This window comes from Roseovarius conchicola (genome assembly GCF_041403425.1).
GTDB lineage: Bacteria > Pseudomonadota > Alphaproteobacteria > Rhodobacterales > Rhodobacteraceae > Roseovarius > Roseovarius conchicola.
Genome location: NZ_JBGEHK010000002.1, coordinates 575,479 through 598,363 on the forward strand (window position 1 = coordinate 575,479; position 22,885 = coordinate 598,363).

A 22,885-nucleotide genomic window follows, 5' to 3' on the forward strand; every position below is an offset into this window, starting at 1 on the left:
TCGCGCGGCGGCCTGCGGCCTTGATTCCGCGCGGGGGCTAAAACTCCAACCTCCGCTCACGGCCAGAAAGCGGGGCCTTCACAAAACTGCATTAGCGATCATCGCCCCCCTGCGGCCCGCCCATATCCTCCAGAAGATCATCATCAATCGCGGCCTCAACGGCCCCTGAAATCGCCTCGCGCTGCTTGTCGGTCAGGTCTTCGGCCTTCTCATCGGCGATCCGCACCGTCACCTCGCGATGGGCAAACTTGATGCCTTCGCGGGCAAACAGGCTGCGGATCTCCTGATAGACCTTCTTGCGGGCTAGCCATTGATCGCCCGGCTTGGTCATGAATTTGACCCGGATGATCATCGCGCTGTCCTGCATTTCGATCACTCCCTGACTTTTCAGCGGCTGCAGGAAGCTGTCGCCGATCACCGGATCCTCCAGCAATTCCTGCCCCAGGTTCTTGATCAGCTTGCGGACCCGGTCCACATCGGTGTCATAAGTCACCCGCAGGGGCAGCTTCATCATCACCCAGTCACGCGAATAGTTGGTCAGCACCTGAATTTCGCCAAACGGAATGGTGTGCAGCGCGCCCAGATGGTGGCGCAGCTGGAACGAGCGCACCGAGATTTTCTCGACCGTGCCCTTGACCTGCCCGATATCGATATATTCGCCCTTGCGGAACGCATCATCGACCAGAAAGAACGCGCCCGAGAAAATATCACGCACTAGTGTCTGCGCACCAAACCCAACGGCCAGACCGACCACACCGGCACCGGCAAACAGCGGGCTGACATTGATGCCCAGTTCCAGCAGCACGATCAGCGCGATGGTGACGACGACCACAGCCAGAATGAAGTTGCGAAACAGCGGCAGAAGGGTGGCCAGCCGGCTTGCGCTTGATGCCCCGCCGCCCTCGTCGCCCAGTTCGGCCTCGGGCATGTCCACGGTTTCCTCGGCAATCTTGCTGTCAATCCAGATGCGGAAAATGTGGTAGACGATATAGCCGATAAACATCACCACCACGACGTCCAAGAGGCTGTCGACCAGCACGTCATTCAGGATGCGCCCTTCGCCCCAGATCAGCAACAGCGCCACGCCCCCGGCCACAAGCGCCAGAATCGCCGAGACCCGCCGTGCCAGCGCCTCGAAGGTCATCATCCGCGGGAACACCCGGGGCTGGTAGATCTCGTCCTCGGCGTCCTGAATGTCTTCACCCAGTTCGCCGTCCGGGCTGTCGCCGCTGCCCTCTTCGGCCTCTTCGGCGGCGTCTGCCGCGTGCCCGACGGCGTTCATCTCGCGCAGCTGGCGGTGGCGTTCAAAGAACCGTTCGATGACATAGTTGATCACGCCGTAGACAACGATCACTGACAACAGCACGCCATATGCGCCCGCGATCATCGGGATCGACGTGGGCCGCTCCAGCACCAGATCCATGGCCAGATTCACCCAGCCGACGATGAAGTAAAAGATCACTGCCGGGGCCCAGGCGTAGGACACGAACCGCCCCAGCCAGGTCAGCTCACTGGTTTCCTTGCCGTTGCGGAACGCATTTGTAATGGCGCGCCGGTTGACCAGCACCATCAGCACGTTCAGCAACATGATCGCCAGCGCCAGAACGCCGTAAACAATGGCATAAAGGTTATAGTTCAGCCCGAAATCCCATAGCCAGGTGGCAAAGGCGACCACGACCCAATCTATCAGGGCCAGCCCCAGCGCCCAGTAATACAAGTGCCGCGCATCGCGGGTTGAAAAGTTGGGGATGCGGTATTGCGGCAGATAAGGCGACAGGATCATCCGCCACAGATCGGCAATCACCGACCAGAAGAAATAGGTCGTATAGATCGCCGCGATGGTGAACTGCATCGAGACATCTTCGGCGGGTCCGAAAATCAGGGATCCCATGATATAGGCAAAAAGCATCGACACCAATGTGCCGATCACGCCCATGAAAAAGCGGAAGACCAGGAAGGGCATCTTCTCGCGGAAGCCCTCGGGGTTGTCCTTGATCCGTGCCACGACATAGCGTTTGGCAAAGCGCTTGCCGTAAATCTCGGTGGTCAGAAAGCGGCCGATAATGAACAGAATGATCGAGAACACCACAGCCTCGACATAGGTCATGATCCGCCCGTCCGGGCTGGTTGCCCTCAGGATATAGGCCACTTCGATGATCGAACCGGGCAGCGCGTCCAGCCGTTCCTGCAATGTGTCTCGAAAGGCGGTGGCCCGTTCCTGTGCCTTCATCAGGGCCGATCCCTGGCCCATCTTTTCGGCATCATCCGCGTCTTCGGTGGTTTGTGACACCCCCGGTACGGCAATCACTTGCCCGTCCTGATCCACGACCACCACCGAGACACCCTGTTCGGCGGCCTGTCGGATGGCATCGGCCACCGGTGTCTCGCTGCTCTCCTCAGCCGTGCCACCCACGCCGGGCAGCGGCGTCAGGCTTTGCGCATGGGTGATCACCGGCGCTGCCATCAACAGCACGAGGATCAGAAGACTCCGCAGCCAATTCAACACCATGTCCCACGCCTTCTCGGTCATCTTTACTTCGGCTCACGCTAGTGCAGTGTGGACCGCGGCGCAATTCTGCACACTCTCACACGGCTGTCACAACATCGTAATTCTGTGTCGCAATGCTGGAAATCCCCAGGACTGGCGCGTATATGCGTCAGCGATTTACCTTTCAGCACTGGCACTTGCCCATGTCCGCATCCATTGATCACCACTCCATCGCGATATTGGGCCTGGGATATGTCGGCCTGCCCCTTGCGCTGGCCTTGGGCCGGGCCGGGCGCGACGTGATCGGGTTCGATCTTGACGGTGGCCATATCGCGGCCCTCAAGGCAGGGCATGACCGCAACGGCGAAGTTTCCGAGGCGTCATTGGCCGAAACCTCTCTGACCTTCAGCGCCGATCCCGCCGATCTCGCGGCCGCCGATGTGTTCATCATCGCCGTGCCCACACCCATCACCGATGCCCGCAAACCCGATCTTGACCCTGTACGCGGGGCCTGCCGCATGATCGGCCCGCATCTGCGCCCCGGCGCGCTGGTGATCCTTGAATCCACCGTCTATCCCGGCGTCACCGAAGAGGTCTGCGGCCCGGAACTGGCCAAGGCCAGCGGGCTGACCGCCGGAACGGATTTCGCGCTGGCCTATTCGCCCGAACGGGTGAACCCCGGCGATGCCGAACATTCACTGGAAAACGTCATCAAGGTGATCGCGGCCCAGGACGCCCCCACCCTTGACCGGGTCGAGGCGATTTATGCCCCGGTGGTCAAGGCCGGGCTGCACCGCGCCTCCTCGATTGCCACGGCCGAGGCGGCCAAGGTGATCGAGAACACACAGCGCGACCTCAACATCGCGCTGGTCAATGAATTCGCCCTGATCTTTTCACGCCTCGGCCTCGATACGCTGGATGTGCTGGAGGCGGCGGGCACCAAGTGGAACTTCCTGCCCTTCAAACCCGGCCTTGTCGGCGGCCATTGCATCGGCGTGGACCCCTATTACCTGACGTATCGCGCCGAGCAGCTGGGTTATCACCCCGAGGTCATCCTTGCCGGGCGGCGCATCAATGACGGGATGGGCCGCCATGTCGCTCAGGAACTGATCAAGGCGCTTCTGGCCCGCAAGGTCGATCTGGCCCGCGCCCGCGTGCTGGTCATGGGCTTCACCTTCAAGGAAAACTGCGCCGATACCCGCAATACCCGCGTGGCCGATATCCTGCAGGAACTCGGGGATTACACGGTGGATGCCGATCTTTACGATCCGTGGATCGACGCGGATGCGGTGAAGGCCGAATACGGTATTTTCCCCATCACCACCCCCGAACCCGGCACCTATGACGCGATTATTGTGGCCATTGCGCATACAGAGTTCCTAGAAATGGGGGCCGATGCCATCCGGGGCTTGGGCAAACCCGGTGCAATACTCTATGACATCAAGGGACTATTTGACCGATCCGCCTCGGATATGAGGCTGTAGGCCAAGGCCCGCAAGAGAAATACGATATGGCTAAGGCACCATCACTTCCCCCACAATCCGGACCCGCTCCGCGGGTGATGCTCTACAGCCACGACACGTTCGGGCTGGGCCACCTGCGCCGCTCGCGCGCGCTGGCGACGGCGATCACCCAGGCCGATCCGACCGCCTCGGCGCTGATCCTCACCGGCTCGCCTGTGGCCGGACGCTTTGCCTTTCCCAGACGGGTCGATCACATCCGCCTGCCGGGTGTGACCAAACGCTCGGATGGCTCTTACGTGTCCACAACGCTGGGCATGGATATCGACGCCACCACCAGCCTGCGCTCGGGCCTGATCCAGTCGGCGGTGGAACAATACGAACCCGACCTTCTGATCGTCGACAAGGAACCCACCGGCTTTCGCGGCGAACTGCTGCCGGTGCTGGAAAGCCTGCTGGCCGAAGGGCGCACCAAGCTGGTGCTGGGCCTGCGCGACGTACTGGACGAACCCGATGTGCTGGCCGCCGAGTGGGACCGCAAGGGCGGCATCGCGGCAACCGAACGGTTCTATGACGAAATCTGGGTCTATGGCCTGAACTCGATCTATGATCCCACCGCCGGCCTTGACCTGTCCCCCGCCACCCGTGCGCGGATGCACTGGACGGGGTATCTGCGCCGTTCAATGCGCAAATCAGCCACCCCGCCGGACGAGACCTACATCCTTGTGACCCCCGGCGGGGGTGGCGATGGCGAGGCGCTGGTGGATTTGCTGCTGGCCGCCTACGAGGCCGACCCCGATCTCGGCCCCGAGGCCAAGCTGGTCTATGGTCCCTTCCTGTCGGGCGACACCCGCCGCGCCTTTGAAGAGCGGGTCGAGAAGCTGGATGGCCGGGTCACCACCGTCGGGTTCGAAGCCGAAATCGAAACGCTGTTTGATGGCGCGCAGGGCGTGATCTGCATGGGCGGTTACAACACGTTCTGCGAAGTTCTGTCCTTCGACAAACCCGCCGTGATCCTGCCCCGTAAAGTGCCCCGGCTTGAACAATATATCCGCGCTGCCCGCGCCGAGGAACTGGGCCTGTGCCGGATGCTGGATGAAACCCGTGATGGCAATACACCGCAAGCCATGATCGACGCCATTCGCGGCCTACCGCAGCAATCTCCGCCCTCTGAGGCCTTTGTCGATGGATTGCTGGACGGGCTGGACAGCGTGAATGCCCGCGTCACCGCTTTGCTGGCGGACCGCGCCAACCGCGCTGCCGCCGAATGAGCGATGCCCCCCTTGCGGTGGTGGTCAAGGGCTGGCCGCGCCTGTCCGAAACCTTCATCGCGCAGGAACTGGTCGCGCTGGAAGAGGCCGGGCACCACTTTGAGATCTGGTCGCTGCGCTTTCCCACCGACAAGAAACGCCACCCGTTGCATGACCGTCTGCAGGCACAGGTCCGCTATCTGCCGGAATACCTGCACCAGGAACCGCTGCGCGTGATCCGTGCGCTCTGGCGCGTGCGTCGTCAGCCGGGCTTTCGCCGCGCGCTTGGCACGTGGTGGGGCGATCTGCGCCGCGACCGCAGCCGCAATCGCATCCGCCGCTTTGGCCAGGCCTGTGTCATGGCCGCCGAATTGCCACCCGGCGCGCGCGGTCTTTACGCGCATTTTCTGCACACGCCCGCTTCGGTCGCGCGCTACACCGCGATGATCCGTGGCCTGCCCTGGAGCTTTTCGGCCCATGCCAAGGACATCTGGACGTCGCCCGACTGGGAACTGCGTGAGAAACTGTCAGCCGCCAGTGATGGGGCCACATTCGGGGCGACCTGCACCGCTTTCGGTGCGCGCCATCTGCGCGATCTCTCTGATGATCCGGCTCGCGTCGATCTGGTCTATCATGGGCTGGACTTTGCCCGCTTCCCCGACGCACCGGACCGCCCTTTGCGCAAGGCCGATGCGCCAATCCATCTGCTGTCCGTGGGGCGTCTGGTCGAGAAGAAGGGCTTTGACCGGCTGATCGCCGCGCTGGCCCTTTTGCCGCCCCGCGTCGACTGGCACTGGACCCATATCGGTGGCGGTGACCTGAAAACCCCTCTGCAATCGCAAGCCGAGGCCGCAGGGATTGCCGAACGCATCACCTGGCGCGGTGCCTGCGATCAGCCCGAGGTGATTGCCGCCATGCGCGATGCTGACCTCTTCGTGCTGCCCAGCCGCGTGGCCGCCGATGGCGACCGCGATGGCCTGCCCAATGTGCTGATGGAAGCCGCCTCGCAAAAGCTGGCCATCCTCTCGACGCCCGTCTCGGCCATCCCGGAATTCATCGACAGCGGCACCCATGGTCTGCTGTCCGATGACGCCCCCGAAGCATTGGCGCAGGCGATCACCCAGATGTCGGATGATCCCGCCACCACGAACGCCATGGCCGAGGCCGCCCATGCCCGCCTGCACGCAGAATTCGCCATGCACCCCGGCATCACCCGCCTCTCACAGCGTCTCACCGCGTTGATCGAGGCATCGGGATGACCCGGATCGCCTTTTATGCCCCTTTGAAATCGCCCCGGCATCCCACGCCTTCGGGCGACCGCCAGATGGCGCGCAACCTGATCAAAGCGTTAGGGCAGGGGTTGAACGCTGACGTCGATCTGATGTCCGAACTGCGCAGCCGTGAACCTGACGGGCAGGCCGAGGCGCAGGCTCGCCTGATGTCCGAGGCGCAGGACGAGATCACGCGCCTGATCCCGCGCACCTCCGATTGCGCGCTCTGGGTCACCTACCACAATTACTACAAGGCCCCCGACCTGATCGGCCCGCATATCGCCGCCGCCCATGGCATCCCCTATGTCCTGATCGAGGCCACCCGCGCCAAGTCCCGTCTCACCGGTCCCTGGGCCGGGTTTGCCAAAGCGGCCGAGGCCGCCAGCAATGCCGCTTCAGCTATCTTCTCGCTTACCGCCCGCGACCGGGTGGCGCTGGATCGGGATCGTACACAGGGTCAGCAGATCGTCCCGCTGGCCCCCTTCGTGGATCGCGACACGTTGCCCGATCCAGCCCCCGGCGATGGCCCGATGCTCACCGTCGGCATGATGCGCCCGGACGATAAACTGGAGTCCTACAGGCTATTGGCGCAGGCGTTGGAATCAGTGACCGGCGATTGGCATTTGCAGATTGCTGGCGATGGTCCCGCCCGGCCTCAGGTTGAGGCGCTGTTCGCCCCCTTCGCCCCCCGCGTCACATTTCTCGGCGCGCTGGACCCCGAGGCCTTGGCGCACCAATATGCCCAAGCGGGCCTGTTCGTTTGGCCCGGCGTGAACGAGGCGTTTGGCATGGTCTATATCGAGGCCCAGATCGCGGGGCTGCCGATCGTGGCCCAAGACCGCCCCGGCGTGCGCGATGTGCTGCCTCCGGGTGACTACCCCACGCCCGAAGACGGCCCCACCGGATTGGCCGCGCGCCTGAACGATCTGCTCAGCAACCCGGATACCCGCCACGCCGCCAGCGCCGCCGCACGGCAAAACGCAACGCGGCACCTGATGCCCGCCGCCGCCGCAACCCTGCGCGGCACGCTCACCCCTCTGATCGGGGGCACGCCATGACCCGCATCGCCCTTCTGCGCCACGGTCATACCCCGTGGAACCGCGCGGGCCGCATTCAGGGCCAAAGCGACATCGCGCTGGACGAGGACGCCCGCACCGATCTCGCAGCGTTTGCCTTGCCTGCGCCATGGGACAAAGCTCAAGTCATCTCCAGCCCGCTCTGCCGTGCCACCGAGACCGCCGAACTGGTCAGCGGTCACCCTCCCGAGATCGTGCCCGCCTTGCGTGAAATGCACTGGGGCGATTGGGAGGGCCAGAAAGGCCTCGATCTCAAGGCCGATCCCGCATCGGGGTTTCGCGACATCGAACACTGGGGATGGGACTATCAACCGCCCGGCGGCGAAAGCCCGAAACAGGTCTGGGCGCGCGTCTCGGACTGGCTGACCACCGTGACCACGGACACCGTCGTGGTCTCGCATATGGGCATCATGCGGGTGCTTCTGGCCCGCGCCACGGGGTGGGATTTCGACGGCCCCGCCCCGTTCTGGATCAAGCGCAACCGGCTCTATATCCTGCAGATCACACCACGGCTTCGGCTGGCCCAAGACGAACCTGTGCGACTGATCCCAAGGGACACGCAATGAACGTCCTGATCACCGTCACCCACCTTCTGGGCACCGGTCACCTGCGCCGCGCGCTGGTGCTGGCACGGGCCTTCGCACAGGCCGGGCACAGTGTCAGCGTCGCCTCTGGCGGAGGCCCTGTTCCGGGCATCGACACGACTGGGATCGACCTGATCCAACTGCCCCCGCTCCGCTCGGACGGCACGAATTTCAGCACGCTTCTGCGCCCTGATGGCACCTCGGCGGATAACAATTATCTGGCCGCGCGTCGGGCAACCCTGCTTGAGACACTGACCCGGATCGCCCCCGACGTCCTGATCACCGAGCTGTTCCCGTTTGGCCGCCGAACCTTAAGCGCCGAGTTCACGGCCCTGCTCGATGCCGCCCATGCGCAAACCCCGCGCCCGCTCATCCTGTCTTCGATCCGCGATATCCTCGCACCGCCTTCGAAACCCGCCAAGGCCGAGGCCACCCATGCCCTGATCGGCCGCCTCTACGATGGCGTCCTGGTGCACTCCGATGCCACCGCGACCCCGCTTGAGATCAGCTGGCCCGTCACGCCCGATCTTGCGGACAAGCTGCACTATACCGGCTTTGTCACCGCTCCGGCGCCCGCACCACATCCCGACGCCGCCGGGCAGGGCGAGGTGCTGGTCAGCGCCGGGGGCGGGGCCGTTGGCGGGCATGTTTTTGCAACCGCGCGCGCGGCGGCGGCCCTGACGCCTGACCTGACATGGCGGCTGTTGATCGGGGGCAGCGATCCCGTTCCTGCCATCACCACGCTGATGACCGATGCGCCCTCCAACCTGATCGCCGAGCCGGCCCGGCCCGATTTCCGCCAGATGCTGAACCACGCCGCCTGCTCGGTCAGCCTGGCAGGTTACAACACTGCGTTGGACTTGCTGCAGACCGGCGTGCCCGCGCTCTTGATCCCGTTTGACGAGGGCGGCGAAGTGGAACAGGGGCTGCGCGCCGACAGCCTTGCCCGACTGCCCGCGATGGACATGGTCCTGAATGCCGATCTGACCCCATCGCGTCTGGCCGAGACGGTCCGCACCCTTGCCGCCCTGCCGCGTCGCCCCACCGATGGGTTGGGCTTTGACGGGGCCGCCGAAACCGTGCGCCTGACTCAAACGATGTGGGAGGCGCGCCAATGACCGACTGGACCCCGCTTGCAACCGAACTGCAGCAGTGGCAGGCCGAGGGGCTAAAGCTGCCCTTCTGGTGGCGCGATGATGATGCCGTGTCCGACACGCCCGCCCTGCGCGACCTCGCCAGGATGGCGCAAGAGGCCGGTTTGCCTGTCCACCTCGCCGTGATCCCGGCCCACGCGGATGCGACACTGGCCGCGCGTGTCACCAATACGCCGACCCTGATCCCGGTGGTCCATGGCTGGTCCCACGACAACCACGCCCCGGCCTCCCAGAAGAAGGCCGAGTTTGGCGCCCATCGCCCGCTGGATGTTCTCGAAAGCGAAGCCCGCAACGGGCTGAACCGGCTGCAAACCCTGTTCGGCGCTGATGTCAAACCGCTCTTCGTGCCACCCTGGAACCGGATCGCGCCTGATCTTGTGCCGCGCTTGCCGGATTGTGGGTTTCACACCCTCTCCACCTTCACACCGCGCGCAAAGGCGCATCCCGCACCGGGGCTGACCCAGATCAACACCCATATCGACCCGATCAACTGGCGGGGCGGCGGCGGGCTGGTCGAGGAGAGCGCGCTGATTGCCCACACCACCAAGCTGCTGCAGGACCGTCGGGCCGGACGTGCGGATGCCAGCGAACCCCTTGGTCTGCTGACCCATCACCTTGTCCATGACGCGTCAATCTGGTCCTTCTGCGCGCGCCTTGTGGCGGTGTTGATGGACGGCCCGGCCACCCCTTGGATCACCGAAAAGGAGCCACCGAAATGAGCCGACTGGACTCAATGCTGCGCCGTTTCACCGCCCAACGTGACGGTTTGAACTGGGCCGCCCGGAACATCACCGATATGCAAGGCGACGTGCTTGACCTCGGCCTTGGCAACGGGCGCACCTATGATCACCTGCGTGAAATCCTGCCGGACCGGCGCATCTGGGTGATCGACCGGGTGCTGAAATGCCACCCGTCCTGCGTTCCGCCCGAGGCGGATTTTCTGGAAGGTGAGGCCGAACCGATGCTGGATCGTCTGCACGCCCAAGGCACTCAGATCGCTTTGGCCCATTATGATCTGGGCTTTGGCGTGAAAGAGCAGGACGTGGCCGAAGCCGCGCGTCTCAGCCCGCTTCTGGCGCGGATCATGGCACCCGGCGGGCTGATCGTGTCAGGGCAGCCGATGGTCGGCTTCACTCAGCTGGATGAACCGGGTGACATCGCCCCGGGGCGTTACATGTTCTACCGCGCCTGAAGCGTCAGCTTCGGCTCAGCGCCAGCTTTGCCCCCAGCGCAATCAATATCCCGCCGCCCAGCCTTTGCAGGGTCCGGCTGGCCGATCCCGAGCGGCGCAAGGCCGAGGTGATCCGGTGGGCCAGCATCACACACATCACGTCGGCGCTTGAGAACATCACATTCACGATCGTGCCCAGGATCAACAACTGCGCCCAGACCGCCAGCGCCGCCGTGGGATCAACGAACTGCGGCAGGAAGGCGACATAGAAAATCGCCGTCTTGGGGTTCAGCACCTCGACCGTGACGCTCTGCCAGAAGGCGCGTTTGGGAGACTTGGTGTCCGTGGCAAGCGTGGTTACCTTCGGACCGTCCGCACGGATCATCTGAACCCCGAGGAAAACCAGATAGGCCGCCCCGGCAAGTTTGAGCACCACGTAGAGCGTCGGCACCGCCTCGAACAAAAGGGCCAAACCCAAAGCGGCGGCCAGCACATGGGCATAGCCCCCGACATGAAGACCGAGGGCGGCGAAAAAACCGGCCCTTTTTCCCCGTGCCATTGTCTGCGCGGCGGCATAGAACAATGCCGGGCCGGGCATGTAGGCGAAAATGCTCGCGGCGATGAAAAAAGCGATCAGAACATCAGGAGAGGGCATGACAGCAGAGTCCGGGTTAAGGCAACTCTCCCAACCAACCACGCTTCGGATGGAAACGCCACAGCAACCCACCGTGTTTTGGCTTTTGTACAGTTTGTACAATTTGGGTTTTGCGGCCTCTGAAACAGCCCCCCAAATGTACAAAATGGCGTTATCCCTAAGAAAGAGTTAAGACCCGCTGATCATACCAGATTGCATCACCTTTAAGTCCAGCCTAGCATCCTGCCATGGCCATTTCCGTCGAAACCTTTTTCCTTGATCCCGATGCGCAGGGCACGCTTCAGGCGCAGATCCAGCAGATGATCGCCGAGGGCATCCTGTCGGGCCGGTTCTCGAAGGGGGAAAAGCTGCCCAGCTCACGGGCCCTGGCGCGGCATCTGGGCGTCAGCCGGATCACCGTGACGCTGGCCTATACCGAACTCTTGGCGAATGAGTATCTCGAAAGCCGGGATCGCTCGGGCTATTACGTTTCGGAAAACGCGCCTGAACCGCCGCGCTTCCCTCCGCAATCTCCGCATCAGGACAATGTCGATTGGTCGCGCGCATTGGGTCGTCGTTTTACCGGCGGGGCGACGCCGGAAAAGCCGCAGGATTGGCATACCTACAGCTATCCCTTCGTCTACGGTCAGACCGACCCGTCGCTGTTTGATCATGCAAACTGGCGGCTCTGTGCCTTGCAAGCCCTTGGACAGAAAGACTTTCAGGCGCTGACGACCGATTACTATGATCAGGACGATCCGCGCCTGATCGAGTTCATCACCCGCCACACCCTGCCGCGCCGGGGCATTCTGGCCCAACCCGATGAAATACTGATCACCATGGGTGCGCAGAACGCGCTGTGGCTGACGGCACAGGTTTTGCTGACCCAGCGCCGTACCGCTGTGGTGGAGGACCCGTGCTATCACGCGCTGCGCGATATCCTGACCCAGTCGCGCTGCCACCTGACGGCTGTCCCTGTCGATCGTGATGGCCTGCCGCCGGATCAGCTGCCCGATACGGCGGATGTGATCTTCACCACGCCCAGCCATCAAAGCCCGACCAATGCCACCATGCCATTGGCGCGCCGCAAGGCGCTGTTGGAAAAGGCCAACGCAATGGACGCCCTGATCGTCGAGGATGATTACGAGTTCGAAATGTCATTCCTGCGCCCCCCTTCACCGGCGCTCAAATCCCTCGATAGCGATGGCCGGGTGATCTATGTCGGCAGCTTCTCCAAGTCGATCTTCCCAGGTCTTAGGTTGGGCTATCTTGTTGGACCTAAACCATTTATTCGGGAAGCGCGCGCGCTGCGGGCGTCCGTTTTGCGCCACCCGCCGGGCCATATTCAGCGCACCGCGGCCTACTTCCTGTCGCTGGGCCATTACGACAGCCTGATCCGGCGCATGGGCCGGGTCTATGCCACGCGGCGCACCGCGATGGAGGACGCGCTTGCAAGACAAGGCTTAACGGTGGAAGGGCGCGGAGTGTTTGGAGGCAGCTCGATCTGGATGCGTGCGCCCGAACACATCAACACCTCCGAGCTTGAGATCAAGCTGCGCGCGCAAGGGGTGCTGATCGAACCGGGCCGCCCGTTTTTCCACGGGGACGATCCGCCACAGAACTTTTATCGCCTCGCTTATTCCTCGATCCCTTCGAATAAAATCGGCAGCGGAATCGAACTTCTGGCCAACGCATTGCGTGACCTGAGTTAACTGGCTCTATGTGGCTATTTCATCTGGCCCTACGCGTTGCTTCTCGTGCCGCTTAGGTATAGCGCAACTGGCCGGGGGATTCCGGCCTCAATATCCGCGGGAGACCTCACCATGAAAATGACCACCGAAGAAGCCTTCGTCAAAACCCTCCAGATGCATGGCATCGAACACGCGTTCGGGATCATCGGGTCCGCGATGATGCCAATCTCCGATATTTTCGGCGAGGCGGGAATTTCGTTCTGGGATTGTGCCCACGAAGGCTCGGGCGGCATGATGGCTGACGGTTACACCCGCGCCACCGGCAAGATGTCAATGATGATCGCACAAAACGGTCCTGGCATTGCCAACTTCGTCACGGCCGTGAAGACCGCTTACTGGAACCACACTCCTATTCTGCTGGTCACGCCTCAGGCGGCCAACAAAACAATGGGTCAGGGTGGTTTTCAGGAAATCGAGCAGATGAACATGTTTGCCGATTGTGTCGCCTACCAGGAAGAAGTGCGTGACGCCTCGCGTGTTGCCGAAGTTCTGAACCGCGTAATCCTGAACGCCAAGCGTGCCAGCGCCCCGGCGCAGATCAACATGCCGCGCGACTTCTGGACTCAGGTCATTGATATCGATCTCCCCGCGATTGTGGAGTTTGAGCGCCCCTCGGGCGGCCGGCGTGCTGTGGCCGAGGCCGCAGAACTGATCTCGGCCGCGAAGAACCCGGTGATTTTGAATGGCGCAGGGACCGTCCTGTCGCGGGGAGGTATTGACGCGTCACGCGCGCTGGCCGAGCGTCTGGATGCACCGGTTTGCGTGGGTTATCAGCACAATGACGCCTTCCCCGGCTCGCATCCGTTGTTTGCCGGTCCGTTGGGTTACAACGGCTCAAAAGCGGCGATGGAACTGATCAGCGAGGCCGACGTGGTGCTGTGCCTTGGCACCCGGTTGAACCCGTTCTCGACCTTGCCGGGCTATGGTATGGAGTATTGGCCCAGCGATGCAAAGGTCATCCAGGTGGACATCAACGCCGACCGGATTGGTCTGACCAAGGACGTGACCATCGGCATCGTCGGTGATGCGGCGAAAGTTGCGAAGGGCATTCTGGGCCTGCTGTCTGAGACCGCGGGTGACGCGGGTCGTGAAGAACGCAAGGCGCGCATCGCCCAGAAGAAATCGGCCTGGGCGCAGGAACTGACCTCGATGGATCACGAGCAGGACGATCCCGGCACCACATGGAACGAACGCGCCCGCGCCGCGAAGCCCGATTGGCTGAGCCCACGTAAAGCATGGCGCGCCATTCAGGCCGCTCTGCCCAAAGATGCGATCATTTCGTCGGACATCGGCAACAACTGCGCCATCGGCAACGCGTATCCTTCGTTTGAAGATGGCCGCAAGTATCTGGCTCCCGGCCTGTTCGGCCCGTGTGGTTATGGTCTGCCTTCGGTTGTTGGTGCCAAGATCGGCTGCCCCGATGTGCCAGTTGTTGGCTTCTCCGGTGACGGAGCCTTTGGCATTGCCGTGACCGAACTGACTGCGATTGGCCGCGAAGAATGGCCCGCCGTCACGCAGGTGATCTTCCGCAACTACCAGTGGGGTGCGGAAAAGCGAAACACCACGCTGTGGTACGAAGACAACTTTGTCGGCACCGAGCTGGACGAAGGTGTATCTTACGCCGGTATCGCGAATGCCTGTGGTCTGAAAGGCGTTGTCGCCCGCACCTCGGAAGAGCTGACAGCGGCGCTGGATCAGGCGATCAAGGATCAGAAGGCGGGTATCACCACGCTGATCGAAGCCATGATCAACCAGGAGCTGGGTGAACCCTTCCGTCGCGACGCGATGAAAGCGCCCGTGGCTGTGGCTGGTATCAACAAGGCGGACATGCGTCCTCAGCAAGTCTGAGCCGCAGGGGCGGGGCCGGAGATATGACCGAGACACCACTCAAGCTGTTGCTGTCTCAACCCCCGGCAACCCGCCCTGTTGTGTCTTTAAGTGAAGGAAGTGATCCCCGCGTGATTGCGGGGGCGCTTGCCGCGGTAAACGCCGGGATCAGCGATGTGATCCTTGTGGGTGCCCGGGATGAGGTTGTTTCCGGCCTTGAGGCGCAGGGGGCATCCGAGAGCGACCATGTCGCCATCCATGACCCTGCATCTTCCCCGTTGATTGACGATATGGCAGCCGCGTTTCACGAGGCGCGCAAGCACAAGGGCCTCAGCCTTGAGGCCGCCATGAACGCGGTGCAAACCCCTTTGACCTATGCTGCGATGCTGGTGCGCATGGGCCATGCGACCGGTACGGTCGGTGGGGCCGTCGCGACCACATCGGATGTTGTGCGCACGGCGTTGCAGGTGATCGGCAAGGCGTCGGATGCGCCCATCGTCTCCAGCTTTTTCCTGATGTACCCGCCCGAGGATGCACGGCCCGGTGCCCGCGCGATGCTCTTTTCCGACAGCGGTCTGGTGATTGATCCATCGACCGAGGAACTGGCTACCATCGCCGTTGAATCGGCCGCGTCCTGCCGCGCGTTGATGCGCGAAGAGCCGAAAATCGCGATGCTGTCTTTCTCGACCAAGGGCAGTGCACGGCACGAGAAAGTCAGTAAAGTCTCTGACGCCGTGGCGCTGCTGCGCGATCAGCACCCCGAGTTGCAGGTGGACGGTGAGTTGCAATTTGATGCGGCTTTCGTGCCCTCTGTCGGGGCCAGCAAGGCACCGGAATCTGATGTGGCAGGGCAGGCCAATGTGATGATCTTCCCCAATCTCGATGCCGGGAATATCGGCTACAAGATCACCCAGCGGGTCGGGGGGTATGCCGCCATTGGCCCGATCCTGCAGGGGCTGGCGAAACCTGCCAATGACCTGTCGCGCGGTTGCGTGGCCGAGGATGTCACGCAGATGATCGCCGTGACGATCCTGCAGGCGCAGAGCTAAGCGACGTCAGCCCCCTATCAGGGCTGGCGATTGGCTAGGATTGTGCGCGGTTCATTCAGTGTGCAGGCATGGCAGGGACAAAGCGCTTCCGAACACTCCCAGGGATCGCCATCCCGGGGGCAGACGAAGGCCCTTGCTTACCCACCCCGCACAGCGTCAATCATCCGCTGAACATTATCCGGATCGGCATCTGGCGTGATCCCGTGACCCAGATTGAAGATATGCGGCCCCTTGGAAAACGCATCGACAATGCGCCGTGTTTCACGCACCAGATCTTCACCGCCTGTCACCATATGGGACGAGGCCAGATTGCCCTGCACACAGCCATCGACCTGCACATGTTCCGCCGCCCATTCCGGGGCCACGGAATTGTCCAATGCAATGCAATCGGCGCCTGTGGCCTTGGCAAAGCCGATATACTTGTCGCCACCCTCGCGCGGGAAGGCGATGATCGGGATGCCGGGATGGCGGGCCTTGAGTGCCTCGATAATCTCTTTCGCGGGGGCCAGCGCGTAGCGGTCGAAATCCTCGCCTTTCAGCGAGCCTGCCCAGCTGTCAAACAGCTTGACACATTCCGCCCCGGCCTCGATCTGGGCCGAGAGGTATTCAATCGTCGCCGCCGTGATCCGCGCCATCAGCGCCTCGAACACCGGGCGGTTTTCGTTCTTCAACGCATGGGCGGGGCCTTGATCCGGCGTTCCGCGCCCGGCGATCATATAGGTCGCCACGGTCCACGGCGCGCCGGCAAAGCCGATCAACGTGGTCTGGTTGGGCAAAGCCCCGGCCAGATTGCGTACAGTTTGGTAAATCGGGTTGAGCGTCTCGTGAATGTCCCCGACCGGTTTCAGGGCATCCACCCCTGCCTGATCCGTGATCGTGCTGAGGCGTGGGCCTTCACCGGTGACAAACCACAAATCCGCCCCCAGCGCCTGGGGGACCAGTAGGATATCGGCAAACAGGATTGCGGCATCAAACCCGTAGCGGCGGATCGGTTGCAACGTCACTTCGGTGGCCAGATCGCTGTTGTAGCAGAGCGACAGAAAATCCCCGGCCTCGGCCCGTGTGGCCTTGTATTCGGGCAGATACCGTCCCGCCTGCCGCATCATCCAGATGGGGGGCACGGATTGGGTTTCACCCGCAAGGGCTTTAAGGATTGTTTTCTGGCCTGTCATTGTAAGACTCCGGTTGACACCCTCTGGTCGCCTTCCAGTGACATATTGTCAAGCGGCACCGCTTGCCATGGCTGCATCGCAGGGCTATTCCGCTAATATGACGCAGAGATTACCGACCCCCGACAACCCCCTGAAGCTTGGCACCCGTGGTTCTCCCCTGGCATTGGCGCAGGCCTATGAGACCCGTCGCCGCCTAGGCGAAGCACATGACCTGCCCGAGGACGCGTTCGAGATTGTGGTGATCAAGACCACGGGCGACAAGATGTCGCTGATCAAGACCGATACACCGCTGAAAGAGCTGGGCGGCAAGGGGTTGTTCACCCGCGAGATCGAACAGGCCTTGCTGGACGGTGGGATCGACATCGCCATTCACTCGATGAAGGACATGCCGGTGTTGCAGCCCGAGGGGCTGACCATCGACTGCTACCTGCCGCGGGAAGACGTGCGCGATGCGTTCGTATCGCCGCGGTACAAAAGCCTGGGCGAATTGCCGGATGGGACCAAAGTTGGCACTTCGTCGCTGCGCCGCCGGGCGCAAATCCTCGTGGCCTATCCCAAGCTGGATGTGGTCGAGTTTCGTGGCAATGTGCAGACCCGGTTGAAAAAGCTGGAAGATGGTGTCGCGGCCTGCACGTTTCTGGCCATGGCCGGGCTGAACCGGTTGGGGCGGTCGGAAGTGGCCCAAGCCGCGATTGAACCAGAAGAAATGCTGCCTGCAGTCGCGCAGGGGGCTATTGGCATCGAACGCCGTGCGGACGATACCCGCGCCGCCGAGATGCTGGCGGCCATTCATGACACCCCCACCGGTCAGCGACTGGCGGCGGAACGCGCGTTTCTTGAGGCGCTTGATGGGTCTTGCGAAACGCCGATTGCGGCATTGGCGCAACTGGACGGTGGAAACCTGCGCCTGCGCGGCGAAGTTTTGCGGCCCGATGGCAGCGAAAGCCTGAGTGATGATCGGACAGCCTCGATCGCCGACGGACCTGAACTGGGCCGCGCAATGGCGGCCGATCTGCTGGCCAAGGCAGGCCCCGGATTTTTCGACTGGCGGGCTTAAGGCGTCAGGGAAGCAGTTTACCGGGGTTCATGATGTCGTTGGGATCAAGCGCCTGTTTGATCGCCCGCATCACCGCCACAGCCTGAGGGTTCTTGCGCCGCCGCATCGAGGGCAGTTTGTTGACGCCGATACCATGTTCGGCGGAAAAGCTGCCCCCAAGGGCAATGACTTCTTCTTCCACCGCTTCCTTGATCGCGTCATGCACGGCGCTGTCATGGGTCGAGGGCCAGCCGGCAAAATGCAGGTTGCCATCCCCCAGATGCGCCACCGAGTTAAAGGTGATGCCCGGGTCCAGCGCCCGGGCGCGCGCCTCGATCCGCTCGATCAGGGTCTGCATCTTGTCCAGCGGTACGGCGATGTCATTGTCCACAATAGGGTCATGGAGGCGTGATACCTCGGCAGCGGCCTCGCGCCGGGCCCACATTTCTTTGCGTTGCGCATCGGATTTGGCCACGACGGCATCCAAAACCAAGCCCTCTTCAAACAGATCGCCCAACACGGATTCCAGATGCGCAACCACCGGCACGGTGCCGTCGTCTGCAACGGTTGAATCGCGTGCGGCCAGCGCACCAATCTCGACCAGTATGTTCACGTCATACATCTGATCGAAGGGCGCGCGGGCGTCGGGGAACCGCGCCAGATGCGCCTCGATATAGTTGCGGGGCATGTATTCAAACGCCTCAACGGCACCGCCGGTTTCTTCCTGAAGCCGATTGAGCACGCCAAGCGCGGCGTTGATCGACGGCGCAGCAACCATGGCGGTGGCATAGGCGCGGGGTTTGGGATGCAGTTTCAGAACGGCGGCCGTGATCACACCCAGTGTCCCTTCGGCCCCGATCATCAGGTGGCGCAGGTCATAGCCGGAATTGTCTTTGTGTAATTCGGACATCAGATCAACGATCTCACCAGTGGGCAGCACCACTTCCAGTCCCAGACACAGATCGCGGGTATTGCCATAGCGCAGCACGTTCGAGCCACCCGCATTCGTGCTGAGCACCCCGCCGATCATCGCCGAACCGCGCGCCCCGAAGGTGAGCGGAAAGATCAGGTCATGGGTATCCACCGCGTCGTGCAGGGTGGACAGGATCACGCCTGCCTCGACCACCGCCACACGGGCCTCGGGGCGGATTTCGCGAATGGCTGACATCCGGTCCAGCGACAGCATGATCGCGCCCTCGGCATTTGTCCCCCCGGCCAGCCCGGTATTCCCCGCCACCGGCACCACGGGAATGCGATGCTGATTGGCCAGTTTGACGACCTGAGACACCTCATTGGTTGTAGCAGGACGCACCACGGCCACCGGGGTCCAGCGGGTACTGTCGATCCAGTCATGCGACCATGGATCGGCATCCGGGCCTTGAACCACGCTGGATGCACCGACGATTTCAACAAGGGCCGGGATAAGATCAGACATGACGCCACTTTGCGCAGCGCCGCGGGTCAGTGCAAGCACCTTGGACACCGGCGATTTATCCGGCCCGCGCGGTTGTCAAACTTGCCTGATCCAGGTTTTGCGCAGGGCTTGTATTGGTTCCGGAGGGGGATGATTGCGCTTCGCTTTTCGAAACAGTGAATTTCCAATTCGTCACCATTAACCAATTTCACAACAGAGTTTCGCCCAATTGTCGTCCCTCCGGGCGCGCAGTGTTACGGCCAGTAACCAGTGGCAATAATGGTGCGTCATTGCCTGACGCTGGCGGCGTTCTTTCGGAAGTTGGATCGAACGCCGCCGATTGCATTGCAGGGCTTGAGTGCCTTGGCCGAACCATACGCCGCGTGTCAGGCTTCTCTGGTCTCCTGATAGCGGGCTAGCAGTTTTGCAAAGGCTTCTTTTTCGCGATCAGATGCGCGCATTGCGTCGATTTGTTCGGGAATGCCCGACAGGTCACCACCCTCGCCGACAACCACCAGCATCACCATGCCGTATTGCCCATGACGGCGACAGCGAAAGCCGTAGAGGCCGTCGGTGGGAAAGCCGACAATCGCCTCGGGATTGTTCGAGATACCCACCTCGGGCACGCCTTCGGGCCAAAGTTGTGGCACGGAATGCACGGTGTGTTCGCCGCGGCTGTTCAGAAAGGCGACTTCGCTACCGCGTTCGACCGTGATCAGGTCAGGTGAAAAACGGAACATATCCGTCACCTCGCGCGCGCCCGGATCGGTGATCTGATCCACCTTTGGCCCGCCGGCATGGGCGGCGCCACCACAACAACTGGCGGCGATGGTGATCTGGATGGCAGTGCGCCGGTTTATACCCCGTTTTGACTGCGTCATCTGGTATCTCCTTTTCACAAGGGTTGGGATTCGCCCGTCGCTTGGGGTCGGCCTGGCAGAGCGGTTCTTGAGCGTTGCATCATTATGGGACAGACGGTGCAATCCCGCCAATCGCCGCAGGACGGTGACTTACTGCGCAGCCTCCGCCGCTGCCCGCAAGGAGCGGATGTTTTCGCCGTAAACCTCGGGAGCGTCCACGCTGCCGCCTTTGAACACGGCCGATCCGGCCACCAACACGTCAGCACCCGCCGCAGCCACCAGTGGCGCGGTTTCCGGTGTGACACCGCCGTCGATCTGAATGTGAATGGGGCGGTCGCCAATCATGGCACGTAAGGCGCGGGTTTTCTCAATGCCGGAGTGAATGAACTTCTGCCCGCCAAATCCGGGGTTCACGGTCATGATCAGAACCATATCCACAAGGTCCAGCACATGTTCGATACTGCTGAGCGGCGTGCCGGGGTTCAGCGATACGCCCGCTTTTTTCCCGGTCGCCTTGATCGCCTGAAGTGTGCGGTGAATATGCGGTCCGGCCTCGACATGGGCGACGATCATGTCGGCCCCGGCCTCGGCATAGGCCTCGATGTAAGGATCGACCGGTGCGATCATCAGATGCACATCCATGAAGGTCTTCACATGCGGCCGAAAGGCTTTGACAGCGGGGGGACCGAACGTGAGGTTGGGGACGAAATGCCCGTCCATCACATCGACATGGACCCAATCGGCGCCCTGCGCCTCAATCGCCTGAATCTCGGCACCGAAATTGGCGAAATCCGCGCTGAGAATCGACGGTGCAATCTTGATGGAACGCTCAAAGCTCATAGCGGGCCCCTGTCTGGCGCGATGGATCGGATGCACGCTTTGTGCAACCAAACCGACCTCGCGTCCAGCGGATTTGCGCCGCCTGGCGGGCCCCGGTCGGGGCCAAACCTGCGATTGAGCGTTTTATCTGCCTTAGGCGGCGGCGTGTCCCGGCAAACAGCACAGGCGGATGTTGTTCACCAGCGAGGTGACAACCCGGCCTTCATCGGTATCGCGAATGCCATAGCCATAGCCGCGCAGGCGGTGTTTCCATTCGCGCTCGGACACGGCCAACCGGCGTTCGCGCATGACCATTTGTTGAATATCTGTAGTGTTCATTTCGTTCCGCATTTCCCTGTTTCCCTAACTGATTACGAATACGTCGTGGGTTAAGAGTTAGTTAACGAGAGTGGCGGAATTCGTGACAAAATGTGTCACAACAGGGGATTGTTCATGACATGGAGACAATCTTTTGGGCGGACCAAGATTGAGCAACTGCTCCCTAAGTGACCCGTCTTTGCTGCATTTCCTGGCTATGCGTCCAGCAAATCACTCGCTTATGTGGATGTGATTGGCAGACAGGGCTTCCCGTATGCACATCATGGCTTAGGCCTGACCAAATCAAAGGTGAGTCAGAGCCTCCTTTTAACACTGCAGATTCTGACAGAAAGTCATTTCAGGAAAGTCACCCGTCCTCGGCTTGCCACGTGACGGCACCACCTCGGAGTACGCCTTATGGCCAAAGATCATCTTGACCCGCTGGAAGAGCTGCGCGCGAACGCTGCCCAACCGTTCGAGCAGGCCCGCGCCATGCCGCCCTCGGTCTACACCACCGAGACATTCATGCAGGCCGAACTGGACCATATCTTTTCGAAGGACTGGTATTGTGTCGGGCGCGCCAGCGCGTTGCTGAATGCAGGCGACTACGTCACCGCCGAGTTGGCAGGGCAGCCGATCATCGTGCTGCGCGACAAGGATGGCACGCTGCGCGCGATGTCCAATGTCTGCCTGCACCGGATGTCGACCTTGCTGGAAGGGCGCGGGACGACACGCTCGATCGTGTGTCCTTATCATGCCTGGACTTACAATCTCGACGGATCCCTGCGCGGGGCGCCCGCGATGACGCTGAATGAAGGGTTCTGCAAAGACAGCTACAAACTGCCCACCATCCGGTGCGAGGAATGGCTGGGCTGGGTCTTTGTGACGCTGAATGCCGAGGCCCCAGCCGTGGCCGAGCAACTAAAGCAGGTCGAAGACATGGTCGCCGGCTATGACATGACCAACTACACCGAAAGCTTCTATGAAGAGCATGTCTGGGACACCAACTGGAAGGTGCTGGCCGAAAACTTCATGGAAAGCTATCACCTGCCGGTCTGTCACGCGGGGACCATCGGTGGCCTGTCCAAACTGGAGGACATGATTTGCCCGCCCGGTCTGCCTGCGTTCAACTACCACACGATCCTGAAGGACGAGTCGCTGCGCATTGCGATGGCGCATGACACCAATGACCGTCTGCAGGGGGATGAGCGCCGCACCACCTTCCTGCTGGCGATCTATCCCAGCCTGCTGATCACGCTGACACCCGGCTATTTCTGGTACCTGTCGCTGCACCCGGTCAGCCCCGGCCAGGTGCATATCCGCTTTGGCGGCGGCATGTCGGATGATTATAAGGACGATGCGGACGCACAGCAGAATTTCGCCGATTTGAAGGCGCTTCTGGACGATGTGAACGTTGAAGATCGCGGATGCACCGAAAAGGTCTACAATGGCCTATGTTCGGCGCTCAGCACACCCGGCCATCTCAGCCATCTGGAACGTCCGAACTATGACTTTGCGCAATATCTCAATGCGCGGATTAATAGTTAAAAG

Annotated in this window: 20 protein-coding genes; 13 read left to right on the forward strand and 7 right to left on the reverse strand. The window is 61.9% G+C overall.

Annotated features, from left to right (window positions below; genetic code table 11):
* Nucleotides 1-91 precede the first annotated feature (91 nt).
* A complete protein-coding gene (locus V6N02_RS08670; RefSeq protein WP_371225138.1) occupies nt 92-2,530 on the reverse strand; it encodes a mechanosensitive ion channel family protein in 2,439 nt (812 codons plus the stop codon).
* A 161-nt stretch (nt 2,531-2,691) separates the two neighbouring features.
* Here V6N02_RS08670 and V6N02_RS08675 point away from each other — a divergent pair, with 161 nt between their 5' ends.
* The 8 genes from V6N02_RS08675 to V6N02_RS08710 are packed head-to-tail and all read left to right on the forward strand — an operon-like array spanning nt 2,692 to nt 10,475.
* Complete coding sequence (locus tag V6N02_RS08675) at nt 2,692-3,972, forward strand: nucleotide sugar dehydrogenase (RefSeq protein ID WP_371225139.1); 1,281 nt, start codon at nt 2,692-2,694, stop codon at nt 3,970-3,972.
* A 26-nt stretch (nt 3,973-3,998) separates the two neighbouring features.
* Entirely contained in the window at nt 3,999-5,219 is a 1,221-nt protein-coding gene (locus V6N02_RS08680; RefSeq protein WP_371225140.1) for a glycosyltransferase family protein, read from the forward strand.
* Complete coding sequence (locus V6N02_RS08685; RefSeq protein ID WP_371225141.1) at nt 5,216-6,457, forward strand: glycosyltransferase family 4 protein; 1,242 nt, start codon at nt 5,216-5,218, stop codon at nt 6,455-6,457. The genes V6N02_RS08680 and V6N02_RS08685 overlap by 4 nt, the downstream gene beginning before the upstream one ends.
* Complete coding sequence (locus V6N02_RS08690) at nt 6,454-7,527, forward strand: glycosyltransferase family 4 protein (protein WP_371225142.1); 1,074 nt, start codon at nt 6,454-6,456, stop codon at nt 7,525-7,527. The genes V6N02_RS08685 and V6N02_RS08690 overlap by 4 nt, the downstream gene beginning before the upstream one ends.
* The gene (locus V6N02_RS08695) at nt 7,524-8,111 is read left to right on the forward strand and encodes a histidine phosphatase family protein (protein WP_371225143.1); all 588 of its coding nucleotides are present in this window, start codon (nt 7,524-7,526) and stop codon (nt 8,109-8,111) included. Before V6N02_RS08690 ends, V6N02_RS08695 begins: the two co-directional genes overlap by 4 nt.
* Complete coding sequence (locus V6N02_RS08700) at nt 8,108-9,247, forward strand: glycosyltransferase family protein (RefSeq protein ID WP_371225144.1); 1,140 nt, start codon at nt 8,108-8,110, stop codon at nt 9,245-9,247. The genes V6N02_RS08695 and V6N02_RS08700 overlap by 4 nt, the downstream gene beginning before the upstream one ends.
* Complete coding sequence (locus V6N02_RS08705; protein WP_371225145.1) at nt 9,244-10,002, forward strand: polysaccharide deacetylase family protein; 759 nt, start codon at nt 9,244-9,246, stop codon at nt 10,000-10,002. The genes V6N02_RS08700 and V6N02_RS08705 overlap by 4 nt, the downstream gene beginning before the upstream one ends.
* On the forward strand, nt 9,999-10,475 hold the full coding sequence (locus V6N02_RS08710) for a class I SAM-dependent methyltransferase (RefSeq protein ID WP_371225146.1): 477 nt from the start codon (nt 9,999-10,001) through the stop codon (nt 10,473-10,475). The genes V6N02_RS08705 and V6N02_RS08710 overlap by 4 nt, the downstream gene beginning before the upstream one ends.
* A 4-nt stretch (nt 10,476-10,479) precedes the next feature.
* Here V6N02_RS08710 and V6N02_RS08715 read toward each other — a convergent pair whose 3' ends face one another.
* Nucleotides 10,480-11,109 carry a LysE family translocator gene (locus V6N02_RS08715; RefSeq protein WP_371225147.1) on the reverse strand — a complete coding sequence of 210 codons (630 nt, stop codon included), beginning with the start codon at nt 11,107-11,109 and terminating at the stop codon, nt 10,480-10,482.
* 227 nt (nt 11,110-11,336) lie between these two features.
* On the opposite strand from V6N02_RS08715, the gene pdxR reads away from it, so the two are divergent.
* The 3 genes from pdxR to pta all read left to right on the forward strand — a co-directional run bounded on the left by pdxR (nt 11,337) and on the right by pta (nt 15,715).
* Nucleotides 11,337-12,800, forward strand: a complete 1,464-nt coding sequence (pdxR, locus tag V6N02_RS08720; protein WP_371225148.1) for a MocR-like pyridoxine biosynthesis transcription factor PdxR — start codon at nt 11,337-11,339, stop codon at nt 12,798-12,800.
* A gap of 111 nt (nt 12,801-12,911) precedes the next feature.
* Nucleotides 12,912-14,687: a sulfoacetaldehyde acetyltransferase gene (gene xsc, locus V6N02_RS08725; RefSeq protein ID WP_371225149.1), complete on the forward strand. Its 1,776-nt coding sequence runs from the start codon at nt 12,912-12,914 to the stop codon at nt 14,685-14,687.
* 23 nt (nt 14,688-14,710) lie between these two features.
* Nucleotides 14,711-15,715 carry a phosphate acetyltransferase gene (gene pta / locus V6N02_RS08730; RefSeq protein ID WP_371225150.1) on the forward strand — a complete coding sequence of 335 codons (1,005 nt, stop codon included), beginning with the start codon at nt 14,711-14,713 and terminating at the stop codon, nt 15,713-15,715.
* 137 nt (nt 15,716-15,852) lie between these two features.
* Here pta and hemE read toward each other — a convergent pair whose 3' ends face one another.
* On the reverse strand, nt 15,853-16,887 hold the full coding sequence (gene hemE / locus V6N02_RS08735) for a uroporphyrinogen decarboxylase (RefSeq protein ID WP_371225151.1): 1,035 nt from the start codon (nt 16,885-16,887) through the stop codon (nt 15,853-15,855).
* Nucleotides 16,888-16,984: 97 nt separating this feature from the next.
* Between hemE and hemC the strand changes: the two genes are divergently transcribed.
* Entirely contained in the window at nt 16,985-17,944 is a 960-nt protein-coding gene (hemC, locus tag V6N02_RS08740) for a hydroxymethylbilane synthase (protein ID WP_371225152.1), read from the forward strand.
* A gap of 4 nt (nt 17,945-17,948) precedes the next feature.
* Here hemC and V6N02_RS08745 read toward each other — a convergent pair whose 3' ends face one another.
* From V6N02_RS08745 to V6N02_RS08760, 4 genes are all read right to left on the reverse strand, one after another.
* Nucleotides 17,949-19,358, reverse strand: a complete 1,410-nt coding sequence (locus V6N02_RS08745) for an FAD-binding oxidoreductase (protein ID WP_371225153.1) — start codon at nt 19,356-19,358, stop codon at nt 17,949-17,951.
* A gap of 365 nt (nt 19,359-19,723) precedes the next feature.
* Nucleotides 19,724-20,218, reverse strand: coding sequence for a plastocyanin/azurin family copper-binding protein (locus V6N02_RS08750; RefSeq protein ID WP_371225154.1), 495 nt, complete (start codon nt 20,216-20,218; stop codon nt 19,724-19,726).
* 129 nt (nt 20,219-20,347) lie between these two features.
* Nucleotides 20,348-21,037 carry a ribulose-phosphate 3-epimerase gene (gene rpe, locus V6N02_RS08755; protein ID WP_371225155.1) on the reverse strand — a complete coding sequence of 230 codons (690 nt, stop codon included), beginning with the start codon at nt 21,035-21,037 and terminating at the stop codon, nt 20,348-20,350.
* Nucleotides 21,038-21,169: 132 nt separating this feature from the next.
* Nucleotides 21,170-21,355 (reverse strand): hypothetical protein, encoded by a 186-nt coding sequence (locus tag V6N02_RS08760; protein ID WP_371225156.1) that lies wholly within the window; start codon nt 21,353-21,355, stop codon nt 21,170-21,172.
* Between the two features lie 396 nt (nt 21,356-21,751).
* Between V6N02_RS08760 and V6N02_RS08765 the strand changes: the two genes are divergently transcribed.
* Nucleotides 21,752-22,882 carry an aromatic ring-hydroxylating oxygenase subunit alpha gene (locus V6N02_RS08765; protein ID WP_371225157.1) on the forward strand — a complete coding sequence of 377 codons (1,131 nt, stop codon included), beginning with the start codon at nt 21,752-21,754 and terminating at the stop codon, nt 22,880-22,882.
* Nucleotides 22,883-22,885: the final 3 nt, after the last annotated feature.